This is a genomic window from Methanomassiliicoccales archaeon, from assembly GCA_036504055.1.
GTDB lineage: Archaea > Thermoplasmatota > Thermoplasmata > Methanomassiliicoccales > UBA472 > DASXVU01.
Genome location: DASXVU010000002.1, coordinates 1 through 22,523 on the forward strand (window position 1 = coordinate 1; position 22,523 = coordinate 22,523).

At 55.4% G+C, this 22,523-nt stretch carries 24 protein-coding genes; 16 read left to right on the forward strand and 8 right to left on the reverse strand.

Going from position 1 to position 22,523, the window contains the following annotated elements:
- The coding region (locus tag VGK23_00135) for a hypothetical protein (protein ID HEY3418944.1) at window positions 1–415 on the forward strand (415 nt) is incomplete at its 5' end.
- 126 nt (window positions 416–541) lie between these two features.
- On the forward strand, window positions 542–1,228 hold the full coding sequence (locus tag VGK23_00140) for an SDR family oxidoreductase (protein HEY3418945.1): 687 nt from the start codon (window positions 542–544) through the stop codon (window positions 1,226–1,228).
- Between the two features lie 85 nt (window positions 1,229–1,313).
- Here VGK23_00140 and VGK23_00145 read toward each other — a convergent pair whose 3' ends face one another.
- Window positions 1,314–1,997: an NAD(P)-binding domain-containing protein gene (locus VGK23_00145; protein ID HEY3418946.1), complete on the reverse strand. Its 684-nt coding sequence runs from the start codon at window positions 1,995–1,997 to the stop codon at window positions 1,314–1,316.
- A gap of 165 nt (window positions 1,998–2,162) precedes the next feature.
- Between VGK23_00145 and VGK23_00150 the strand changes: the two genes are divergently transcribed.
- Window positions 2,163–3,662, forward strand: a complete 1,500-nt coding sequence (locus VGK23_00150; protein HEY3418947.1) for an APC family permease — start codon at window positions 2,163–2,165, stop codon at window positions 3,660–3,662.
- Between the two features lie 281 nt (window positions 3,663–3,943).
- Complete coding sequence (locus VGK23_00155) at window positions 3,944–5,200, forward strand: MFS transporter (GenBank protein ID HEY3418948.1); 1,257 nt, start codon at window positions 3,944–3,946, stop codon at window positions 5,198–5,200.
- Between the two features lie 21 nt (window positions 5,201–5,221).
- On the opposite strand, the gene VGK23_00160 is transcribed toward VGK23_00155, so the two are convergent.
- From VGK23_00160 to VGK23_00170, 3 genes are all read right to left on the reverse strand, one after another.
- Window positions 5,222–6,418 carry an aminotransferase class I/II-fold pyridoxal phosphate-dependent enzyme gene (locus VGK23_00160; protein HEY3418949.1) on the reverse strand — a complete coding sequence of 399 codons (1,197 nt, stop codon included), beginning with the start codon at window positions 6,416–6,418 and terminating at the stop codon, window positions 5,222–5,224.
- Between the two features lie 29 nt (window positions 6,419–6,447).
- Window positions 6,448–7,428: an NAD-dependent epimerase/dehydratase family protein gene (locus VGK23_00165; protein HEY3418950.1), complete on the reverse strand. Its 981-nt coding sequence runs from the start codon at window positions 7,426–7,428 to the stop codon at window positions 6,448–6,450.
- A 73-nt stretch (window positions 7,429–7,501) separates the two neighbouring features.
- Complete coding sequence (locus VGK23_00170; protein ID HEY3418951.1) at window positions 7,502–8,380, reverse strand: PhzF family phenazine biosynthesis protein; 879 nt, start codon at window positions 8,378–8,380, stop codon at window positions 7,502–7,504.
- Between the two features lie 184 nt (window positions 8,381–8,564).
- On the opposite strand from VGK23_00170, the gene hcp reads away from it, so the two are divergent.
- Together hcp and VGK23_00180 are read left to right on the forward strand one after the other, a co-directional pair.
- Window positions 8,565–9,860 carry a hydroxylamine reductase gene (gene hcp / locus VGK23_00175; GenBank protein HEY3418952.1) on the forward strand — a complete coding sequence of 432 codons (1,296 nt, stop codon included), beginning with the start codon at window positions 8,565–8,567 and terminating at the stop codon, window positions 9,858–9,860.
- Between the two features lie 115 nt (window positions 9,861–9,975).
- Window positions 9,976–11,679 carry a histidine kinase N-terminal 7TM domain-containing protein gene (locus tag VGK23_00180; GenBank protein ID HEY3418953.1) on the forward strand — a complete coding sequence of 568 codons (1,704 nt, stop codon included), beginning with the start codon at window positions 9,976–9,978 and terminating at the stop codon, window positions 11,677–11,679.
- On the opposite strand, the gene VGK23_00185 is transcribed toward VGK23_00180, so the two are convergent.
- A complete protein-coding gene (locus VGK23_00185) occupies window positions 11,673–12,155 on the reverse strand; it encodes a GNAT family N-acetyltransferase (GenBank protein HEY3418954.1) in 483 nt (160 codons plus the stop codon). The genes VGK23_00180 and VGK23_00185 overlap by 7 nt on opposite strands.
- A 181-nt stretch (window positions 12,156–12,336) precedes the next feature.
- Here VGK23_00185 and VGK23_00190 point away from each other — a divergent pair, with 181 nt between their 5' ends.
- The 6 genes from VGK23_00190 to VGK23_00215 all read left to right on the forward strand — a co-directional run bounded on the left by VGK23_00190 (window position 12,337) and on the right by VGK23_00215 (window position 16,726).
- Entirely contained in the window at window positions 12,337–12,594 is a 258-nt protein-coding gene (locus VGK23_00190; protein ID HEY3418955.1) for an HgcAB-associated protein, read from the forward strand.
- Between the two features lie 10 nt (window positions 12,595–12,604).
- On the forward strand, window positions 12,605–13,582 hold the full coding sequence (gene hgcA / locus VGK23_00195) for a mercury methylation corrinoid protein HgcA (GenBank protein ID HEY3418956.1): 978 nt from the start codon (window positions 12,605–12,607) through the stop codon (window positions 13,580–13,582).
- A 67-nt stretch (window positions 13,583–13,649) separates the two neighbouring features.
- The gene (hgcB, locus tag VGK23_00200; protein ID HEY3418957.1) at window positions 13,650–13,901 is read left to right on the forward strand and encodes a mercury methylation ferredoxin HgcB; all 252 of its coding nucleotides are present in this window, start codon (window positions 13,650–13,652) and stop codon (window positions 13,899–13,901) included.
- Between the two features lie 103 nt (window positions 13,902–14,004).
- Window positions 14,005–15,291 (forward strand): glutamate-5-semialdehyde dehydrogenase, encoded by a 1,287-nt coding sequence (locus VGK23_00205; GenBank protein HEY3418958.1) that lies wholly within the window; start codon window positions 14,005–14,007, stop codon window positions 15,289–15,291.
- Entirely contained in the window at window positions 15,288–16,385 is a 1,098-nt protein-coding gene (gene proB, locus VGK23_00210; GenBank protein ID HEY3418959.1) for a glutamate 5-kinase, read from the forward strand. The genes VGK23_00205 and proB overlap by 4 nt, the downstream gene beginning before the upstream one ends.
- A gap of 47 nt (window positions 16,386–16,432) precedes the next feature.
- Window positions 16,433–16,726, forward strand: coding sequence for a DUF1294 domain-containing protein (locus VGK23_00215; protein HEY3418960.1), 294 nt, complete (start codon window positions 16,433–16,435; stop codon window positions 16,724–16,726).
- A 15-nt stretch (window positions 16,727–16,741) separates the two neighbouring features.
- Here the strand turns inward: VGK23_00215 and VGK23_00220 are convergent, their stop codons facing one another.
- Together VGK23_00220 and VGK23_00225 are read right to left on the reverse strand one after the other, a co-directional pair.
- Window positions 16,742–17,101 (reverse strand): carboxymuconolactone decarboxylase family protein, encoded by a 360-nt coding sequence (locus VGK23_00220; GenBank protein HEY3418961.1) that lies wholly within the window; start codon window positions 17,099–17,101, stop codon window positions 16,742–16,744.
- On the reverse strand, window positions 17,098–18,255 hold the full coding sequence (locus tag VGK23_00225; GenBank protein HEY3418962.1) for a PLP-dependent aspartate aminotransferase family protein: 1,158 nt from the start codon (window positions 18,253–18,255) through the stop codon (window positions 17,098–17,100). Before VGK23_00225 ends, VGK23_00220 begins: the two co-directional genes overlap by 4 nt.
- Window positions 18,256–18,642: 387 nt before the next feature.
- Between VGK23_00225 and VGK23_00230 the strand changes: the two genes are divergently transcribed.
- From VGK23_00230 to VGK23_00240, 3 genes are all read left to right on the forward strand, one after another.
- A complete protein-coding gene (locus VGK23_00230) occupies window positions 18,643–19,218 on the forward strand; it encodes an NAD(P)H-dependent oxidoreductase (protein HEY3418963.1) in 576 nt (191 codons plus the stop codon).
- The gene (locus VGK23_00235) at window positions 19,215–19,889 is read left to right on the forward strand and encodes an NAD(P)H-dependent oxidoreductase (protein ID HEY3418964.1); all 675 of its coding nucleotides are present in this window, start codon (window positions 19,215–19,217) and stop codon (window positions 19,887–19,889) included. Before VGK23_00230 ends, VGK23_00235 begins: the two co-directional genes overlap by 4 nt.
- A gap of 99 nt (window positions 19,890–19,988) precedes the next feature.
- Window positions 19,989–20,918 carry a branched-chain amino acid transaminase gene (locus VGK23_00240; GenBank protein ID HEY3418965.1) on the forward strand — a complete coding sequence of 310 codons (930 nt, stop codon included), beginning with the start codon at window positions 19,989–19,991 and terminating at the stop codon, window positions 20,916–20,918.
- Between the two features lie 52 nt (window positions 20,919–20,970).
- Here the strand turns inward: VGK23_00240 and VGK23_00245 are convergent, their stop codons facing one another.
- Window positions 20,971–21,648: a dihydrofolate reductase family protein gene (locus VGK23_00245; protein ID HEY3418966.1), complete on the reverse strand. Its 678-nt coding sequence runs from the start codon at window positions 21,646–21,648 to the stop codon at window positions 20,971–20,973.
- A 173-nt stretch (window positions 21,649–21,821) separates the two neighbouring features.
- Here VGK23_00245 and VGK23_00250 point away from each other — a divergent pair, with 173 nt between their 5' ends.
- On the forward strand, window positions 21,822–22,502 hold the full coding sequence (locus VGK23_00250; GenBank protein HEY3418967.1) for a histidine phosphatase family protein: 681 nt from the start codon (window positions 21,822–21,824) through the stop codon (window positions 22,500–22,502).
- Window positions 22,503–22,523: the final 21 nt, after the last annotated feature.

Genomic DNA, 22,523 nt, shown 5'->3' on the forward strand with positions numbered 1-22,523 from the left:
TGAAGTAGGCTCACGTGAAGTGGAAATTCACATTGCCAAGATGCTCATGGACCAGCTTGTCGATCCGGACCGCTTGGTGATGAGCGGATTCTCTGCCGGCGGAAGGGTGGCGTTGCATATGTTGCTCAAAGATGCAGTAAAAGCAAAGGGCATCATTCTCGTCGGTCCCTGGCTTCCGGACCTGATATCCTTGGAACCCCTGATACCGAAGCTGCGGGAGGCAAAGGTCAGGGCATACCTCGTATGCGGGGACCGGGATAGGGATTGTTTTGATTCCACCAATCGGCTGGCCGAACTCCTGGGAGAGAATGGAGTATCTTTCAGGTACAGGGTAGTCGTCGGGATGGGTCATTGCTACCCAACAGATTTCGAAGATGACCTGGCAAGGGCGACCTCCTATATCCTGGAAGGATAAGCATTACCATCCAGATCATATTGGCATATGGGTCAGGGCGGATTATTCCTCGATCATCCGCCATTCCGCCTCCAATGGGTTGGGAATGCGAACGGTTTATTAGCCTTCGGATTCACTGGGATAGTTATGACCGAGAATATTGCGAGAACCGTCATTATCACAGGGTCCAGCGAAGGCATAGGGCGGGAGGCTGCCTTCCGTTTCTCCCGCGAGCGATGGAATGTGATCATGACATACCGGAAGGACAAAGAGGAAGGCATGGAGACAAAGGCCAAATGTGATGCGCTGGGGGCCAAGTCGTCTTTGCTTCTGCAACTCGACGTGTCTGACGAATCAAGCATCAGACAGGTGGTGGATGAGATCAAACGAGCTTTCGGCAAGGTCACTGTTCTGGTCAACAATGCGGGGATAGACGTATGGAAGCCGTTGAGGGAGCAGACACCGGAGGAGATATCTCGTCAAATACGCACCAATTTGGAGGGCCCGATCATCATGACCATGGAGATGCTTCCAATTGTGACCAGCATGGTGCTCAATGTCGGGAGCAGAGCTGGCATAGATGGCTACTCTGGAATCGCCGTGTACAGCGCGACCAAGGCCGGTATAAGGGGGTTCACCCGCTCCCTCGCCCAGGAAGAAAAACGCTTGAAAGTATACACCATCTATCCGGGCTATACCGCCACCCACATGACCGGATTCCACGGCGACCCTCCCGAGAAGGTGGCCGATCTCATTTTTGATACTGCCAATGGTCGATATGATCTGCCTACGGGGGCAGACATACCGGTGTGGGACCCCCTGGGAGGCGTATGACCAGGAACCAATCCAGATCTTCATCCATGGGCCCGATCGTTATGAGTGTCATCGACCGAGCCATCGACGCAATGCATCCACGGCCTCAGCCAGTGACCACACGGAAGTTGAACAACGGGGTATCAAGCTTTCCCATGATATTGACCCAGATGATCAACAGCATCTCCATCCCTCGGGCGGTGGTGATGTCCCCCAGATCGTTGACGTTCTTCCATCCGTACTGATTCAGCAGTTGCCTGACCTCCGCCTTGGCGGAGGGATCATTTCCACCGATGAACATGTCATGGTCTCCGTTGGCCAACTTCATCGGATCTGCCTGCAGTGCGGCGTTCACCGTGTTCAGGGTCTTCACCACCTTGGCCTTCGGGAACTCACGCTGTATCTGCTCCCCCAGGGAATCGCTGTTGGATACTAGGAGGGTGGGCGGCATTCCCTTGGAGAAGTCGAGCGGGTTCGAGATGTCCATGAGCACCTTGCCGCTCAGGTTCTGTTCTCCCGCCGCCCTCAATGCCTCTATCGAATGCTCTCCCTTTGTGGCGTTGATGATAAGATCCCCCTTCTCGGCCGCTTCCCTGAAGGTGACCAATCTCACTCGGGGGTTCTGTTTCAGCCATTCCTTGATCGGCGGATCGCCCCTGGGATTATTCTCGACCTGCGACATCGCTTTGGGGACGTCCCGAGTCCCCATGTACACCTCGTGACCTAACTGTGCCAGTCTTGCGGCGTTCGCCCTTCCTACCGAACCGGTGCCTAACACTCCGATCTTCATCACGTTCCCCTCTTATCGATACGATCTCGATCGCCGCGCATATCTAGGTTGCCCGATGGGATGTCGAGATAAGCTCGTGCTTTGCGCTTCATCTTCCACCTGATCGAGAGCTGACCATGGAAAAATGTCAATACAGAGTACCTCCAATCCCGTCCGGTGAATCATATGGACAAGATCGCCATTCGCCATAAGCTCAACTCGTTCGATGTGACCAACATCGTGGTCGGTTCGATCATCGGAGCTGATGTCTATGTGGCGACCGCCATCGGTGCCAGACTACTGGGTCCCGCCTCGATACTGATATGGGTTCTGGCAGGATTGATGGCCATGGTGATCGCGATATCCTTCGCCTATTGCGTAATGATGGCACCGAAGGCTGGGGGTCCCTACGCCTACGTCAACGAAGTGTCGACTCCATTCGTAGGCTTCACCGTGGGATGGAGCCTTCTGCTGGCGGAATGGTTCTCCCTAGCAGTGTTCCCCGTCGCCTTCGCGCAGTACTTCGTCGCATTGATTCCCGGTCTGGGGGCATTGGAACAGCTACTGCTGAAGGCGGTGTTCATTGTCATCATCCTGTTCACCAACCTGCTTGGCGTAAAGGCTGCCGGCAGGATCAACGACGGGCTCACGCTGGCAAAGCTCGGCCCGCTGTTATTGATCATCGTCGGTGGGCTCATCCTGATGGTTGCCCAGCCATCTCTGGTCCTAGGGAACTTCACTCCGTTCGCGACGGGCGGGACGGCGGCCCTGGGTCAGGCATTGGTGCTGATCTTCTGGGCATACGCTGGTTTCGAACTTTCAACATTGCCAGCGGATGAGATCGAAAAGCCGGAAAGGACCATCCCGAAGTCGATAGTCATGGGCATGCTGATCGTCATCGCCTTCTATCTCCTGACCAATTTCGTGGTGATCGGATTGGTAAGCCAGTCAACTTTGGCGACCTCTGCGAGTCCGCTAATCGATGCCACCTCGGCAATATTCGGAGGCGGGTTATTGGCATTGATCGCCGTCGCCTTCGTCGGTGTCGGGGCACTGATCTCCATCACCGGAGCTGACGAGTCGGGAACCATCGGCTCTTCTCGGCTGGCCTATGCCATGTCCCTGGACGGGCTCCTGCCCAAGGCGTTCCATCTGACCCGCGGTCCATCGAACACCCCCTATCTCGGCCTGACCATTCTGTGCATCACCGCGTTCGTGGCCTCAGCCTTCGGTGGAATAAGCGCCTTGATCAATTCCTCCGTGTTCCTGCTGGCATTCACTTACCTGGCAACCTGCATTTCAGCGATTCGGCTACAGGCAAAGCACAATGAGATTTCTGCGAAACTGATCGGTCGGAGGATCATTCCTTTGACCGGTTCCTTGTTCTGCATAGTCCTGCTCCTGCTGGTCGATCCGTTTCAGATCGTGGTTTCCCTGGGTCTCTTGGCGGTCGGCGTGCCGATATATACCTACTTTTCACCCAAGAAGGAGTTGTCAGAGGCTAAAGCGATATTCATGTCCAGGGAAGCGCGTCTGCGTCGGGCCTGCCATCAGGCCAGGACATTCCTGGCTTTCCCTATCCACAAGATCAAGATATTCCATTACCGCAGGACCGGACACGGCAGCGCCCTGCTCTGCGGGGACAAGGCGGAGTGCCAGGAGAACGACTCATGCAAACCAATATGATCTTGTTTGGCCAACCATCCCGAATCGCCAGCCTCAGTCCGGCATGACCGAGGACACAAGTGGACAACTCTATGGTGAGCTGATATCCCTTGGAAACATATCCGTTAAATAATTACCGCTCGAACGATGCCAAATCGAGCCCGACTCACATCCTGACCATCTTTTCGTAACTTTAGAGGCTGCATGAACTTTTGGACCCGTTCAATCAACGGTGTCATTAATTTATAGGACGCCCTTTAGAGCTTGGGGGAGGTGAGACGGTCGAAGTAAAGGAAAAATGGTTGAAGCGTTTCGTCACGATATGGGCCGGACAGTCCTCCTCACTGATCGGAAGTCAACTGGTTCAATTCGCTTTGATCTGGTATCTGACCATCCAAACCGGTTCTGCGACCGTCCTAGCCATTGCGAGCGTCGCGGCGATCGTCCCCCAGATCATTCTAACACCGATAGCTGGTGTATATGCTGACCGGTGGAGACGTCGACGGGTGATGATCGCCGCCGATGCGCTCATCGCGGCCAGCACATTCTGTTTGATCATACTCTTTGCATTGGGGTATGCAGAGATATGGCACATATTCGTCGTCATGTTCGCCAGGGCCTGTTTCGCTGCGTTTCATTGGCCGGCCAGCCAGGCCACGACAGCCATGCTTGTTCCCGAAGAGCACCTTACTAGGGTAGCTGGAATGAACCAATCGATGATGGGATTTGCGAACATACTGGCTCCGCCATTGGCCGCCATCCTGATCGCAATTCTGCCGATCGAACAGGTTCTGGCGTTCGACATACTCACCGCCTCTTTCGCCATAATTCCTCTCCTTTTCATCAGATTCCCTGAACCTGCCCCGAGGACGGGACCGAGGCAGAGAATCCTCCTCGACCTGAAGGACGCGTTCGCCTATTTCCGGGGATGGCGTGGGGCACTGACCATGATGTCGATGTTCATGGCGGTGAACATGCTGATCACTCCCGCCTTCAACTTGATGCCTATCCTGGTGGTCAATACCTTTCATGGTGGGGTTATCGACTATGCCACCCTTGAGGTGGTTGCTGGCATAGGGATGATAGCGGGCGGTATAGCCTTGAGCATATGGGGAGGGACCAAAAGGAAGATAGTCACGGTCATGTCCTGCACCTTTCTGGCAGGAGTAGGCATCACCATGCTGGCGTTGGTGCCCAATGACGGATTTCTGATCGTTTTGGGTCTGGTCCTATTCATCGGCTTGATGATGCCGATGCTGAACGGGTCGCTCAATTCCTTGTTGCAGACCTGCATACCCAAGGGAATGCAGGGGAGGGTCTTCGCGCTGATGGCATCCATGTCCGTGGGGGCCGCCCCCATAGGCATGGCGTTCGCCGGGCCGATCGCCGACAGCATCGGCATCCAGGCATGGTTCCTGATCGCAGGGATCCCTACCGCTTTGATCGGCGCGACCGCGTTCCTCCTGCCCAGCGTCATGGGGATCGAGGATCCAGCGAGCCAACCGGGTCACGGGCAGGATGTCGTCGAGGTCTCCGCATCCAAAGAGACCGATGGTTGACGATGAATGTGACTTCGCTTACTAACCGATCAGCTTCAGTTCCTTTCCTATGGCAGAGAACCTCTCGATGGCGAAGTCTAGGTCCTCCCTGGTCAAGGCGGCGTTCATGATCGTCCTGATCCGGGCCTTGTCCTTGGCCACCATGGGGAAGACGATCGGCAGGGCGAACACCTGTTCCTCGATCAACCGTTGGCTCAGTTTCTTGGCGGTTATAGTGTCACCAACCATGACCGGGGTGATCGGCGTTTCGCTCCGTCCCAGATCGAAACCCAGTTGCCTCATGGCTTTCTTGAAGTAATTGGTGTTCTCCCACAGAGATAGTACGTGCCCTGGTTCCTGTTCCAGCACGTCAATGGCTGCGGTGCAGGCGGCCGCCACCGCCGGCGGATGCGACCCGCTCAGCAGCCATGTGCGGCTCTTATTCATCGCAAAACGGACCAGGTCCTCCGAACCAGAGATATGTCCTCCGACAACACCATAGGCTTTGGAGAACGTCCCCATCTCGACATGGACCTCCTCGTGGGTCAGGTGATAATGGGAGACGATGCCGCGGCCGCCCTCTCCCAGGACTCCCTCACCGTGGGCGTCGTCGACATACAACATGGCCCCATGTCCCTCAGCCAGTCTGGCGATCTTGTCCAGGGGGGCGATGTCACCGTCCATGGAGAAAACGCCGTCGGTTATTATCAGGATCCTCCGATACGGCGGAGAGTGCTTCTCGATCTCGTCGAGCTTCCTGGCAAGGTCATCAGCGTCCCCATGCCGATAGACCTCGCGGTCGGCGTATGAGAGCCTTACCCCGTCTATGATGCTTCCATGGTTAAGTTCATCGCTGACTATGACGTCTCCCTTTCCAACCAGTTGGGGTATCAGTCCGGCATTGGTGGCGAAGCCTGTCTGGTAGACCAATGAGGCGGGCGTTCCCTTGAAACGAGCGAGGCGTCTTTCTAGCTCTAGATGGAGGTCCAGCGTGCCGGCGATCGGCCTGACCGAGCCAGAACCAGCTCCGTGAGTCCGGACGGCGCGGATCGCCACCTCCTTGAGCCTGGGATGGTTGCTCAGCCCCAGATAGTTATTGGAACAGAACATCAACACCTTCTTTCCATCGACCATGCACCATGCGGTGCTCGGCCCCTCCAGCTCCCTTATCTTCCAGTCCAGGTCGCTCTTGACCAGTTCTTCATATTCGTCTTTCATGAATGATGTCGGGTCGCGCAATTCCATTCCTCCCAATCCGATCAATCCTGTCATACATCCTTCAGTTTTCTTTCCAGTCGAGATAGCATATCCTCTACCATTTCTTCCCGGTCGAAGTATGGTTTCCATCCCCAGTCCTGCCTGGCCTCGGAATCGTCCAACGATCTGGGCCAGGAGTCGGCGATCTGCTGCCGGCTATCCGGGCGGTATTCGACTGAGAAGCCGGGCATTCGGCTCTTGATCGATCCCGCCAATTCACCTGCGGAGAAGCTCATTCCAGCCAGGTTGTAGGCGTCGTGTCGGCGGACCTGGTCCCGGTGGGATTCCATGAGCTGGACCGCAGCGTTGATGCAATCAGGCATGTAGAGCATGGGTAGCGCCGTGTCCTCTCTGACGAAGCACACATAATGTCCATGGAGGATCGCCTCATAGAAGATGGCTACCGCATAATCGGTCGTCCCTCCTCCCGGAGGGGTTTCAGAACTGATGATCCCCGGGTACCTGACGCTGCGGGTGTCCAGACCATACTTCAGAAAATAATAGTTTGAGAGCAGCTCTCCGGCAACCTTGGTCACGCCATACATGGAGGTCGGTCTGAGGGCCGTGTCCTGCGGGGTCAGGTTTCGCGGTGAGGTCGGTCCGAACGCGGCGATGGAACTGGGCCAGAAGACCCTATCGACCCGAACGGAGAGGCTGGCGTCTAGCACGTTCTTAAGCGAGGTCATATTGATGTTCCAGGCTTCCTGCGGCCTCTCCTCTCCCACCGCCGACAGCATCGCCGCCAAATGGTAAACCTGGTCGATCCCTTCCTTTTTCATCGTTTCGGAAAGGGCCCCAAGGTCCATCAGATCCAGCGTCAAGAAAGGGCCAGCATCCTCCATCTCCCTGGTGGGCTTTCTTACATGCCCCGCGGCGACCACGTTGTCCCGACCATATCTCTTACGTAGCTCAGGCACCAACTCTGATCCGATCTGACCGGTCGCCCCGGTCACCAGAATTCTGCCAGAAGGACCCGGTTCCGATGATGACATTCATGGGTGTCTTTGAGCCCGATGCATTTAACCGTTCCGTCAGGGACGGTCGAACACCAGGTTCTTTGGCGCATCACACCTTCCAATACCCGGCAGCGACCTCGCTTACCTTTCCGCCAACGTTCACAACGATCTCTCCAGCAGATTCAGCTGCCTTCAGGTATAGGGTCGACGGCCTTCCAATCTCATAGCCTTGGCCCACCTTTGTCTCAAATCCCGGTGAACCCTGATAGCGATTCTTGACCAGGTATGCGGCCAAGCAACCGTTGCCGCTTCCCGTCGCAGGATCCTCGGCGATCCCCTCAAGAACGGGGAAGACCCTTACACTGAAGTCCTGACCAGGCTCCTGACCTTCGGGAACGAATGCCAGAGGTATGAACGGCTCTCCTCCGGAGATCATCGAACGGAGGGCGGTCTCGTCGATCTTTATCTTCCTCAGGACATCCAGCGAACGGAGCGGGACGATAACGAACGGCAGGCCTGTGGACACTATCTCTGATGGCCATCGGTCGTCGATGTCCCTCTCCCTAAGACCTAGCATTCCTGCCACCTCGTTCGGTTCGAATCTTTTGCCGAATTCGGGGGGCCGCTGCTTCATCCATGCCATTCCAGGCTCCTTGGGGAACGTGACAGGGATCTGGCCCACCTTCAAATTTAGGACGACCCTTTCGACCTTTCTTTTGATGAGCTTCTCTCGTATGAGGTAGGCGGTGCCCAGGGTCGGATGTCCGGCGAATGGTATCTCCTCGCCCGGAGTGAAGATGCGGACATCGTATCCTCCCCGATCCTCTTGTCTTGATGTGATGAAAGTTGTTTCAGAAAAATTCGTTTCCTTGGCTATCTTCTGCATCTGGCGACCATCCAGCCTGCCGAAATCGAGGAACGTGGCCAGCTGATTCCCCTCAAGAGGTTTTTCCGAGAAAACGTCGGTGATGAAGAAACGGATGTTCATTGGTAACGACCGGGCATTCAATGCCTCTCTGAAAGATATATCCTGCGAAGACCCGTTGTCCATGTCTATGACTATGGATTACGAAATCTTCGATAATTCAGAGTTAATGTTCAATAATCTACAATATTTCATAGTGGTTGATATTATATATTATAGCTTACATCGAATTACCAAGGTGAAATGAATGACGATGTACTGTAACCAGTGCCAGCAGACCGCCAAAGGGGTAGCATGCACGGTAAAGGGGGTTTGCGGGAAGGACGAGGACATACAGAGCCTCCAGGAACTGCTGATCTATGGGTTGAAGGGCATAGCCGCCTATGCCTATCACTGCCGGGTCCTGGGATACAAGGACGAGGAGGTCGATGCCTTCATGCACGAGGCCCTCTTCAAGACCCTTACCAATGTCGATTTCTCGCTCGAGGACACGTGGAACACGGTCCTCAAGGCAGGCATGATGAACTTCAAGATAATGCAGCTTCTGGACAAAGCGAACACCGAGCATTTCGGTCTCCCAACGCCGGTTACAGTGAACACCGGGACGGTAAAGGGTCCCGGGATACTGGTCACGGGACACGACCTGCTTGACCTGGAAGAGCTCCTGAAACAGACCCAGGGAACTGGGGTGAACGTCTATACCCATGGAGAGATGCTCCCAGCTCATGGATATCCGGTGCTTCGCAAGTACAAGAACCTGATCGGCAACTACGGCTCGGCCTGGCAGAAGCAGAAGACGGATTTCGCGGAGTTCGGCGGCCCTATCCTGACCACCACCAACTGCGTGCTGATCCCTCCGGAATCCTATAAGGACCGGCTCTATGCCACCGGCATAACCGCACTGGAGGGGGTGAAACACATCCCCGACAGGAAGGATTTCTCTCAGATTATCGAGCATGCCAAGAGTATCGGGGACCTTCCGGAACGCCCAGGCACGACGCTCTCCACCGGTTTCCATCACAAGGCGGTGCTGGGTCTCGCCCCTCAGATCGTTGATGCGGTCAAAGGTGGGAAGATCAAGCATTTCTTCCTGATCGGAGGATGCGATGGCGCAACCCCGGGCAGAAACTACTACTCGGAGATGGCGGACAAGGTGCCGTCAGACAGCGTCATCATGACCCTGGCCTGTGGAAAATATCGTTTCAACGATCGGAAGTTCGGTTCGATAGACGGCATCCCCCGTTATCTGGACATCGGCCAATGCAACGATACCTACTCCGCCATAATATTGGCCGTGGAGCTTTCGAAGGCTTTCAATGTGTCCGTGAACGAGCTGCCGCTGAGCATCGTCCTCTCATGGTTCGAGCAGAAGGCCGTGGCCATCGTGCTTACGCTGCTAGCCTTGGATATCAAGAACGTCCGGGTGGGCCCCACTCTGCCTGCCTTCGTCTCTCCGAACAACTGGAAGATGATCCAGGACAAGTACGGATGGAAGGCGATCGGGAACGTCGACCAGGACCTGAAGGATATGCTGTCCAAGTGAATCAGGCCATAGGGTCCTGTGCGGCAGGCCATTTTCCTTCCCTCGCAAACCTCTTAACTTATTTTTATCAATCTGGATACTTGCGTTCGTGGTTTTTTATAACCTGGCGTGTTGAATGCGAAGGATGGTCGACATCCTGCCCCTGGCAATGCTCGTTTTCGGTCTGACCATCATCGATGGCACATTGGCCTTCGCGGCATTCGCCAGGAGCAGGAGACAATATCGACACGCCTTCGTTGCCCTTATGGCCATGGAGATAATGATGGCATGGGGATACCTCCTGGACGTGAACGCCCCGGATTTGGCCGAAAAGCTCCTGTGGAACAATCTGGAGTATGTGGGTTACCTTGGGGCGGTGCCAGTCTCGTTCATATTCTGTGTCCTGTTCATAGGAAGCAGATGGATGACCTCGAGAAAAATGGTCGGGCTTCTGGTCGTACCCATCATCCTATGGTTTTCGGTGGTCTTTAACCAGTTCCACAATCTTTTCTATGCCGACGTCACGATCTCTAACAACGAATTCATATCATTCTCAGCCGATTACGGGCCCCTGTTCTATGTCTACGTGGCGCTAACCCTGGTGGTCGTCTTCGCTGCCCTCGGAACCCTGATCCGAAGGTACCTCAGCACCACAGGCCAGCATCGCAAGCATGTAGGAATCGTGATGCTTGCCACGATGATACCGTTGGCGACCACCATCCTGAACTACATCGAGGTAGCATCCATTCCTGGACCTTTCCTCGTTATTGCGGGGCTATTCGTCAGCGGGATCCTTCTTTACATCGGTGCCTTCGGGTTCGAAATGTTCGAGATAGTCCCCTTCGCCTTCGACCGGGTAGTGGGGACGATTCAGGACAGCGTACTGGTGCTCGATGAAGGAGGTTCCATCCTGTTCATGAACCAGAGTGCAGAAAGGATTGCAGGAACGACCAACGACAGCTCATTCCATCGTACTCTCAGAGAGGTCATGCCAGGAGGAGACGTGCTATCGGATGCCGTGTCCAAAGGCGAAACCAACTTCTGCTTCGAACCAGACCCAGGGCGATTCTTCGATGCTTGCTTCAGGACCATAAGGGACCCCGGTCAGCGGGCGGTAGGCAAACTCGTTATCCTTCATGAAGTGACGGAGAACAAGAAGGCCAACGATCTGGCAAAAGAGGCGGAGGAGAAGACCCAGATCCTGAATTCGATCACCCGGCACGATATTACGAACCAATTGCTGGTGATCGACGGGAACGCGGAACTATTACGGGCCAGGATAGCGGACGATACGGTTAGGAGGCAGCTCTCCCTGATCATATTGGCCACTAAGAACATCACCCAGCAGATGGCCTTCCTGAGGGACTATCAGGCGATAGGCGTCAAGGACCCTTCATGGCAAAAGATCGATGAGATGATTTCGCAGGTACACCTACCGCTCTCCGAAAAAGGAGTGGTGGTGCGGACTGACACCAGGAACGCAGAGATATTGGCCGACCCCCAGTTCGAAAAGGTCTTCTACAATCTGATTGACAATTCACTGACCCATGGTAAGGGCGTCTCCCTCATCGATATCTCATTGACGGAATCGGCTGACTCCATCGGACTGATCTACAAGGACGATGGTCAGGGCATCTCAAAAGAAAGCAGGTTGCATCTGTTCGAGATGAGCGAGGACGGAGACCATGGAGCAGGCCTGTTCCTATCAAAGAAGATACTGGCAATAACGGGCATGACCATTACCGAGGAGGGCGAACCGGGAAAGGGCGTTAGGTTTGTGATCCGGGTGCAACGTTCTAAGGTCCGTTTCCCGCGGTCTGAACCCGAAAAGGTTCAATGACCGTTATTCCCACGGCGCTGAAGGAACTTCCCGAAGTCCTCCTGCCTGAGACGGACCACCCGCCATTCCTTGAGTATCCTAGCACCAGTGCTTTCATAGAAACTGATGGCGTCCGCGTTCCAGTCCAGAACGTTCCACTCCATCCTGCCGCACTCTTTTCTCTGGGCTTCAGCCAGACAGAACTCGAGCAGCTTGCTCCCCACCCCGTGTCTGCGATACTGGTCGAGCACGAAAATGTCCTCAAGGAACAATGTCGGTCGGGCCAGGAAGGTGGAGTAGGTGAAATAGTAACAAGCATAGCCAACCGGAACCTCCCCCATCATGGCGAGATGGGCGACCAGATATGGGCGCTCCGAACTTTGGTCCTGCTTTAGTCTGGACACAGCTTCATCGGTTGGCGGTTCCAGGTGTTCGAACCGAGCCAATTCCGTGATCAGGTATGCAAGCGCATCGGCATTCCGTCCATCGACGTTCACTATCGTGATTTCCGTTCCTAAGGCCCCCTGTATGATTGACCTGACATCGAATCGAAATATAAAACAGGAAGTGTATGGCCCCTACCAAAGCAGATCATCTGTGAACTTTCCTGAATCTGCGGATGAATCTGATTTTTCAGAATAATACATATAGTTTGATTACTCATCACGTTCGGAGAACATGAAGACAAAAGCAAGTTCCTGCGGACCTGACCCGGCGTGCGAGGAATATCGTGTGGAGTCCATAGTCAGCGTCGATGAAAGGGGACAGATGGTCCTTCCCAAGGATATCCGGGAGAAGGCCGGCATCAAAGCGGGCGACAAGCTGGCGCTGGTCACACTGGAAAAGAATGGCAAGGTATGCTGCATCCATCTCATGAAGGCGAACGAGCTTGCCGGAAAGGCCAAAGAAGTGGTCACCGAGACCATCGGGATCTGAGGTGACAGGCATGTCAGAGATCATGCATGCTGATTACGCAATGGACAGGAAGAGCAAAAAGGACCATCTGACTGCCAGGATCGGCTATCATCGCTACTCGCATCTGGTCAAGCCAGGTCTCTACTCCTTAGGCAGCCCAGGCCCGGAATCTCCGGTCTTCGTAACCGCTAATTACACTCTCAGCTTCGATGCCCTTCGCACCTCGATCAAAGGCATAGACGGCTACATCATGGTGCTGGACACCAAAGGGATCAACGTCTGGTGCGCAGCTGGAAAAGGCACCTTCGGTACCGCAGAGGTCATCAACCGGGTGCGGGAGACGGAGCTCTCCAACGTCGTCACCCACCGGAGGCTGATCCTACCCCAGCTGGGAGCCCCCGGCGTCTCGGCGCACGAGGTGCAGAAGGAGACCGGATTCAGAGTGGACTTTGGGCCAGTGCGCGCCGTCGATCTCCCTCGTTATCTGGAGCATGGTCCGGACGCGGAGATGCGCAAGGTGAAGTTCCCTTTGAAGGACCGGATCGTATTGATACCGGTGGAGATCGTGCAGTCATTGATCATCATGGCCGTGGCGGCCTTGGTCCTGTTCATAATGGGAGGATTGGTGCCAGCCCTGATGGCGATCACGGTGGTCCTGTCAGGCACGGTGCTGTTCCCAATACTGTTGCCCTGGTTGCCGACCAGGGACTTCAGCTCAAAAGGGATAGTGCTCGGTACGATAATGGCCCTGCCGTTCATTGCCAATACGGTGCTGACAAGGGGCTCGGACCCTTATTGGATCACTGCCCTGTTCATAGTGGCCGATGCACTTCTGATCGCCCCCGGGGTCGGTTACCTGGCATTGAACTTCACCGGTTCCTCGACATTCGCCTCAAGGACCGGTGTCAAGCGGGAGATATTCCGGTACATACCGATAATGGTCGGAATGTTCATAATCGGAGGAATACTATTCGCCGTTGCAGCTCTGTCGTCGTTCGCGGGGTGGTAAGATGGAAGGAAGTTTACTGATCCAAACCAACAACCAGATAGACGTCAAGAAGGCCCGAAACTCCCTGATGCTCATGCCTCACCGTTGTTCCGGATGCGGAAGGTGCGTCGAGGTCTGCCCGCACGGCGTATTCGAGATCCAAAGCCGCAAGGCAAAGATGGTCAACGCAGATGACTGTATGGAATGCGGGGCCTGTCAGGTCAACTGTGTCAGCGGAGCCATCAAGGTTGAGAGCGGCGTTGGATGTGCTCATGCCATGATCCACGCAGCGCTTACCGGCAAAGAGGTCTCATGTGGCGGCCCTGGTGGTTGCTGTTGAGCTCTAAGTCATTCTTTCTTGTCTCGCGGCGACTTGAGGAACATGGCACCTCAGCCATCAACAGCGAAAGGATTATGCCATTCGGCTTCGTGCCGGTATGTGCATGGACGAAGTAAGAAGAGCGGCGGAGAGGGCCAAACTGGCATCGCTTCGGCTACAGAGCATGCCGGCGCAGGTGCGTAACCGGGCCCTGAACGAGGTGGCAATATCCCTCAAGCGCAGCGAGGAAGCGATAGTGGAAGCCAACCAGGCCGATCTGCGGAACGCAGAGAGGATCAATCTGGCCACGCCCCTTCTCAAGCGTCTCAAATATGATCATCATAAGATCGAGGAGTCGATCGCCCAGATAGAATCGTTGATCCAACAGGATGATCCGATCGGAAGATCCATCTCAAAGACGGAGCTGGACGACGGCCTGATCCTGAACAAAGTCACCACCCCCATCGGCGTGGTCGCCGTTATATTCGAATCAAGGCCGGACGCCCTGGTCCAGATATCCACCCTTTGCATCAAGTCAGGAAATGCGGTCATCCTGAAAGGCGGTTCCGAGGCCAAGGAGACCAACTCAGCGCTTGCCAAGGCCATCGTGGAGGGCATAATGCATGCTGATGAGGGTTTCAAGGACTCGGTACAGCTGCTGTCAACCCGGGAAGAGGTCAAGGAACTCCTCGACCAGGACGACCTGGTGGACCTGATAATACCGCGCGGATCCAACCAGTTGGTCCGTTCCATCCAGGATTCCACGAGGATACCGGTCCTCGGTCATGCCGCCGGTGTTTGCCATACCTACGTGGACAAGGACGCCGATGTGGACATGGCGGTGAACGTTGCCTTCGATGCCAAGTGCCAATACCCAGCGGTATGCAATGCGATGGAAACGCTGCTGGTGCATGAGGACATCGCCAAGGAGTTCCTCCCGCGAATGGCCAAGAGATATTCTGAAGCCCATGTCGAGATCCGAGGGGACGAAAAGACCAGGCAGCTGATCGAGGCGAGCCCGGCCACCGAGGATGACTGGAACGCCGAGTACAACGATCTCGTCCTTTCTGTCAAAACGGTCTCCTCTTTGGAGGAGGCGGTAGATCACATCAACAGGCACGGTTCCCATCACACCGATGCCATCATAACCCAGGACGAGGGGAGGGCCAACCGGTTCATGGACACGGTGGACTCTGCTTCGGTCCTGTGGAATTGTTCCACCCGGTTCGCGGATGGGTTCCGCTATGGGCTGGGCGCAGAGGTCGGGATAAGCACCAACAAGACCCACGCCCGCGGGCCGGTCGGCCTGGAGGGACTGGTCATATACAAGTATCGCCTATCCGGAAAAGGACAGGTCGTCGCCGATTACGCCGACGGCACCAAACAGTTCACGCACAGGAAGATCAAATGAGAGCCCTGGAAGCGAAGCGAGTGGTAATCAAGATCGGCACGAACACCATCTGCAAGGATGACGGTACCGTAGATTCTTCCTATCTGGAGAACGTGGCCCGCCAGGTCGTTCTATTGGAAAAACAAGGGGTCCAGAGCATAATCGTTACCTCAGGCGCGATCGGTTCCGGGGCGGCCGAGCTTGGTCTGGAGGATGCCCGTAAGGACGTGGCCCGCAAACAGGCGTGCGCGGCGGTTGGGCAAGCCATACTTATGATGGCCTGGAGGGACGCCTTCAAGAAGCACGGGAAGAGCGTCGGCCAGGTCCTTCTGACATACGGTGCGTTCTCCGACCGGAAGCGATACCTGAACCTGCGGGCCTCCATCGATGAACTGTTCCGGCTCGGGGCCATCCCGGTCGTGAACGAGAACGATGTCATATCCACCGATGAGATCGAGGAGATCTTCGGGGACAACGACAAGCTATCGGCACTGGTGGCCAGCAAGATCGATGCCGACCTGTTGATCCTGCTGACGGACGTGGAAGGGCTGTATGACCGGAATCCGGACGCCGATCCGAACGCCAAGCTCATCCACACTGTCGATGAGATCACGAAGGACATCGAGCGCATCGCCGGGTCCCATCGCAACGAGAGGAGCGTCGGAGGCATGAAGACCAAGATCAACGCGGCCAAGATATCAATGCAATCGGGCTGCAACATGGTCATCGCCAACGGGCGAGCCAAGGACATCATCGTTCGGGTGGTCCAGGGAGAGGATATCGGAACGCTGTTCTCTTCCAAGGCCAAGTACAGCAACAAGGAGCGATGGATCCTGTTCGCCTGTCCGCGTGGTAAGATCACCGTGGATGCCGGGGCACAGAAGGCATTGCGCGAAGGGAACAGCCTACTGCCATGCGGCATCACATCGGTCGAGGGCGAGTTCAAAGATGGGGACGTAGTCCGCATCGGCGATTTTGCCAAGGGCATCGCCAACTTCTCATCCATCGCCATGCCGGAACTGATCGAACAGTGCAAGGCCGAGAACGGTGCCGGTCAGAAGGTTGCCAACAGCAAGGTGGCGGTGGACGGTCACAACATCGTTATCTTCGATTGAACGTGGCTAGCTTCTTTTTAATAATCCGTTCGGCCTTAGCGGATGGGATGACAGGTCCCACATACCTGCTGATCGCCTTGGTGGTGTTCGTCCTGGTCAACGGGGCAGCCTTCCTGCTTTTCCGCAAGGACAAGTTGAGAGCGAGGAACAACGGATGGAGAACTCCTGAAGGCAGATTGCTGACGGCCGCGTTCTTCGGACCATACGGCAGCTACCTGTCGATGCTGAGATACCGGCACAAGACCAAGCACGCCAAGTTCCTTCTGGTCCCGTTATTCGTGATCCTGCAGACCGCGCTTCTCGTGTTCCTTATCATGCGTTATTGGACCTGCCTGGTCTGATCAGGTCAGAAGTCCTCATTTCTTCTCGAAACCCTCGACCGACGCCGGCAGGCATTCCAACACAGCGGCCAGGCCGGAAAGGTGAAGGTTCATCGCGACCGCTTCGAGTACCTCATTCCTGGAAGCACCCGCCGTTCTGGCCATCATCGAGTGGAACATGACCCCTCTCGGATTTCGATTGGCCGTCTGGATGGCGATATTGATCAGCTGTTTGGTCTTCTGATCGAGCCCTTCGAGCCGCCTCTGCGCGTCTACCAGCTGGTCGAATTTGTCTGCCAATTCCGGGAACTCATCCTTGAACAGCTGCATCGGGTTCTTATCCATGGCCTGCGGAGCGATGTTCTCTCGGATAATTGCTTTGACGCCTCCGGTCATTGATGGCTATTCTTCAGTGCCTGCTCCAGGTCCTCAATCAGATCGTCCTTGTGCTCGATGCCGACCGACAGCCGGATCAGATTGTCGCCGATCCCTGCTTTCAGCCGTTCCTCCCTCGGCATCATCCTGTGCGTCATGGAGGACGGATGCTCGATCAGCGATTCGACCCCTCCAAGGCTCTCGGCAAGCGCGAATATTCGTGTCGATTCCGTGAGTTTTATTGCCGATGCGCTGTCATTCACCTCGAAAGAGACCATGCCCGAATATCCTTTCATCTGCCGTTTGGCCAATTCGTGGTCAGGGTGTGAGTCAAGGCCAGGGAACAAAACCTTCTTGACCAGTTCGTGCGAGGACAGGAAATCGGCGACCGCTCTGGCGTTCTCCTCGTGCCTTTGCATGCGCAATGCCAGTGTCTTGATGCCCCTCAGCGTCAGGAACACGTCGAAGGGGCCCGGTATGGCTCCGGTAGTCCTCTGATACTTCTTGAGTCTCCCTAGGAGCTCTTTGTCCTTTGACACCAGGGCCCCTCCGATCACGTCGCTGTGCCCGGCGATGTATTTTGTGGTCGAATGCACGACGACGTCAGCACCCAGATCCAGAGGGCTCTGGAAATAGGGACTGGCGAAGGTGTTGTCCACCACGACGATGGTATTCGGATTAAGCCGATGGGCATTCTCGGAGATGTACCGTATGTCATAGACGCGCAACGTCGGGTTCGTCGGAGTTTCCAGCCATATCATTTCCTTTCCTGCCTTCAGTTCCTGCTCCATCGATCTATGGTCGTGAAAGTCCAGGTAGGTCACATTCACCCCGAACTGAGGGAAGCATTCATTGAACATCCTGTAGGTGCCGCCGTAGATATCGTTGCATGCGAGCACGCGGTCCCCGGTCTTAAGCAAGAACAACAGTGCCGTCTCAGCCGCCATGCCTGAACTGAAAGCCAATCCTCCGCTCCCGTTCTCCAGCACGGCCAGGCGCTCCTCCAACGCTGCCCGGGTCGGATTACCGGCCCTTGAATAGTGATAACCTCCTGGAAGATCGTCCATCTTGTTTCTGGCGAACGTGCTGGAGAGGTGAATGGGAACAACCACATCGCCGTTCTGGAACCTACCGTGCTCCTCCCCGACATGTATGGCCTTGGTCTCGAAACGCATGCAAAATCACGTCCGCGATATCAACCGGTCTGCGACGTTAATGTACTTTTCATTCAGGGAAGAGGCAATCATCTCTGGGACCGACTTCGTCGGACCATTGACGGACAGAACAGGAAAAAATAGGGGCACTCGGCCAGTGCATGCGGTCGGTGCCCGTGGGAGCAGCCTCGGTAAGGCATGGCCGCCGTTGACAGCCTATCAGGCCGGGGATCTCAACGTCGGCACCTTCCGATGCCAAGCTAAATCGATGAAACTGAGGTTATTTAATCGAAACTGATGTGGTTTCGATTTGTGAACGGTCATTTCCGGATCGAGAAACATTCGATACGTTACATCGCCTCTAGGAAAGCTATTATGGGGGTCGGTGGATGACATCGACTGATTGCGATGAATGTTCTCATCCTAGACGGGTCGCGGCAATCTATCCCTGCCCTGGAAAATGTCAAAGCGGAGCTGAGGGAACGGATCGAGGGCAAGGACCATAAGCTGGAAGAGATCGTCCTCCGGGACAACAATATGAGAAGGTGCACTGGGTGTTTCGGATGCTGGGTAAAACGGCCCGGTCTTTGCGTCTATGAGGATGATAGCCAAAAGGTGGCCAGCTGCATCGCCAACACGCAGTTCATGGTCATGCTCACGCCGATCACGTTTGGCGGCTACAGCAGCCTGCTCAAGAACGCGCTCGACCGGCAGATTCAGACGGTCCTACCTTTCTTCAAAAAGACGGAAGGAGAGGTGCACCACGCCCTGAGATACGAATCATACCCGACAATGTTGGTCGTGGGATCGATCGATAAGGAGGACAAGCTCCATGAGAACGTGTTTGCCAGACTGGCGAAGCGCAATTCCATCAACGGACACGCTCCGAAATCCAATTCCCTGGTCGTCTACGACATGGAAACAAGAGAGGAGGTCTCGCACAAGCTCGACCTCGTGCTCGACGGCATGGGGGTTCTGCAATGACCCTCAAGAGCGCGTTGCTCCTCATCGGGAGTCCGAAACCCAAAGGCGGTACCTCCATGGTCATGGCGGAATACCTCGCCTCCAGGCTGAGGGAGATCAATGTCGAGGTGGAGATCAAGCATATACACCAGGCGATCGATGGTGGCAAGGAGGACGATCTATTCGAGGCCGTCGACCGAGCTGAAGCGGCAGTCCTGTTGTCCCCATTGTATGTGGACAGCCTACCATCGGGGGTGATCCATTTCTTTGAGCTGTTCCTGGAGAGAAAGGGACCGAAAGGCGGCAAAGGCAAGCCGTTGTACGCCATCATCAATTCAGGATTCCCAGAATCCGTCCAGAGCACTGTTGCGCTGGAAATATGTGTGCTTTTCGCACGGGACACAGGATTCACCTGGAACGGAGGCGGAGCGCTGGGGGCGGGACCGATACTTGAGGGTAAGACCCTGGAGGAGTCCGGTGGGCGCACCAAGAACCTCAGGGCAGGGCTGGCCCTATTGGCAGTATCGATGTCACTGGGAGGTGGGCTTTCGAAGCAGGCGAGGGACCTGATCGGCAGGCCGCTGGTCCCGAAGTTCCTCTACGTGTATTTCAGCAACAAGATGTGGAAAAAAACGGCCGAAGCGAACGGGGTGGGCGATAGGCTCTATGACCGACCGCTGGCCAACAAATGAAAGCCTGCGATACCTTCAAAAAGGGCTTGACATATTCTAACACGCTCCGTCATCTCCCTGGAGGGCAGGTGATGGAATGAGATTGATCGAGGCATCATAATGGCAAACAAACCGATGGTCTGGATGGACGGCAAGATGGTCGAACAGGACAAGGCTTACGTGCCGCTAATGTCCCATGCCCTGCACTATGGCAGCGGCGTCTTCGAGGGCATACGCCTGTATGATACGAAAAAGGGGCGGGCCATCTTTCGGCTGCAGGACCACATCGTCCGTCTGTTCAACTCATCAAAGATTCTGGACATGAAGATCCCTTACACCGTCGAGGAGATATGCGAAGCGACCCGTGAGGTGGTCAGGCAGACCAAGACGGACATTGACTACATACGTCCGATCGCATACTATGGGCTGGGCGAGCCAGGCAAGATCGTCCTTAACCCAGCGAAGTTCAAGGTGAACGTCGCAGTGGCCACCGCGAAGATGGGGACCTACATGGGCAAGGAACAGCTGGAGAAGGGAGCCAACATCATGACCTCCTCCTGGGAGAAGCCTTCGAACAAGTCCACATCGCTACAGGCCAAGATCTGCGGCAACTATGTGAACTCGGTCATCGCCAAGATCGAGTCCAATCAGCACGGGGCGGATGAAGCGCTCATGCTGAACTCGAACGGGACCGTCGCGGAAGGACCGGGCGAGAACATGTTCATCGTCCGGCACGGAAAGCTCATCACCCCGCCGATAACCGCGGGCGTCCTGGAAGGAGTGACCAAGGACTCCGTAATCACCATCGCCAAAGATCTTAAGATCGAGGTCGTTGAGCGCGACATCACCAGAGGAGAGATATTCATCGCCGACGAGTTCTTCATGACCGGCACCGCGGCAGAGGTCACTCCCTGCAGCTACCTGGACGGACGCATGATCGGGGACGGAAAGGCAGGGCCCATCACCAAGAAACTCCAGACCGCGTTCTTCAAGGCCGCCAGAGGCCAGGACAAGAAGTATGACAAGTGGCTCGACTACGTTGACCAGTAAGGCGCATGGGCCGGGTGATCCCCGGTCGCCGCCAAACACATTCCATCTATTCTTACTGATCCGGTTTTTCGGAGTTGTTGCGGACCTTATATCTCAGGTACAGCAGACCGCCTTCGTATTTTTTGGTGCCTAGCAGGTCCATCTCTATCGCTTTGTCCTCATCTCCCAGATCGGGGGCGATGAACATTGAACGGTTCGTACTTCCTCCCACTGCTAAGGGATGGATCAACAGGTGCACCTCAGAGACCAGCTTCTGACGCAGAAGCGCACCGTTCAAGTTACCCCCGCTGTCCACCCTGATCCTTTTGGCGCCGAACTCCGTTCCTAGCCACTCCAGGGCCACGGTCAGGTCCACACGGTCATCCCCGAACGAGGCGTATCTGACCTTCCTTTCCTTCAGGTACTCCAAGTATTCCTTCGGTGTCGAGGCGGAGACCAGCGCCACCGCTTCCTTCCAGTACGGTTGATTTCGAAGATTGTTCCAGCACCTGATGCGGCCTTTACCGTCGACGATCGCGACGGTCAGTCTCTTATCTTTCGGATCGTTCTTTGGAACATAGGCGTCCGCATCGGTGTCCGTCAGGCCCGCTGATACTATCGTCTCGCTGCCAACCAAGATCACCTCCGTATTCATCTTGGCCGCGATCGAATAGTACGTTCCAATGTCGAAACTGCAATGGTCCATTCTTCCATCTGCGCTCACTGCGTTATAAACGACGACTTCCGGCATCACTTAGATCCCCAAAATTAATACCGATCGTCCTTTCAAATCGTTTTGTATCGCATCGTTGAAAGTGCTCATTCCACTTAAACGAAGGTCTGGGGATTCGGGATTTTTATCATGTTGATCTTCCAGTCAAGAATGAATATCTGTTCTGCGTTGTTCCCAGCGCTGGTGAACCATTGGACGAGAGGCAGATATCCCTCCTCCTTGAAGGAGGTAAATTCGACACTGTCAAGCTTGTGGTAAGGCACGCGGAGCGGCCGCTTTACAGGACCGCGAAAGCTCCCAACGGTGTTAGCATAACGGAGAAAGGCATGAGGGACGCGGAGAGACTGGGCGTCATTCTTGAGAGGAATGGTATCAGGATGGACGGATGTTCCTCCAGCATTGTCCGCCGTTGTATCCAGACAGCGGAACTCATCGCTTCCGGCAATCGATACCGACAGCCCCTGGTGACCAGCGATTCCCTTGGCGGTTCCCCGCTCTTCATGGACGACAGCGAAGCGCTGGACAGAACGCTGGACACCTGTTCGATCGAGGACATCATCGGCAGGCAGCTGGCGAAGGACAAGGTGGCCGGTCTGAAGGATGTCGAGACCGGCCTAAGGATATTCATGGGCAGGGTGCTCGCCGATCCATCCAGGTCATTCGAGGTCTTCGTCAGTCACGACCTCTTCGTATGCCCTTCCGTCCACTATCTGACCGCTACACCGTTCTCGACCGAAGGCTATACCGGTTTTCTGGAAGGGTTCTTCATCGCCGTTCGCGACGATCGGACCAAGATCCTATGGAACTCCCGGTGGTACGACGTCACGGACCGGCTAGGCCGTTTGTTCTCCCGGGGCGATGGCTCAGAGTAAAGACGCCGATAATTCGGCCAT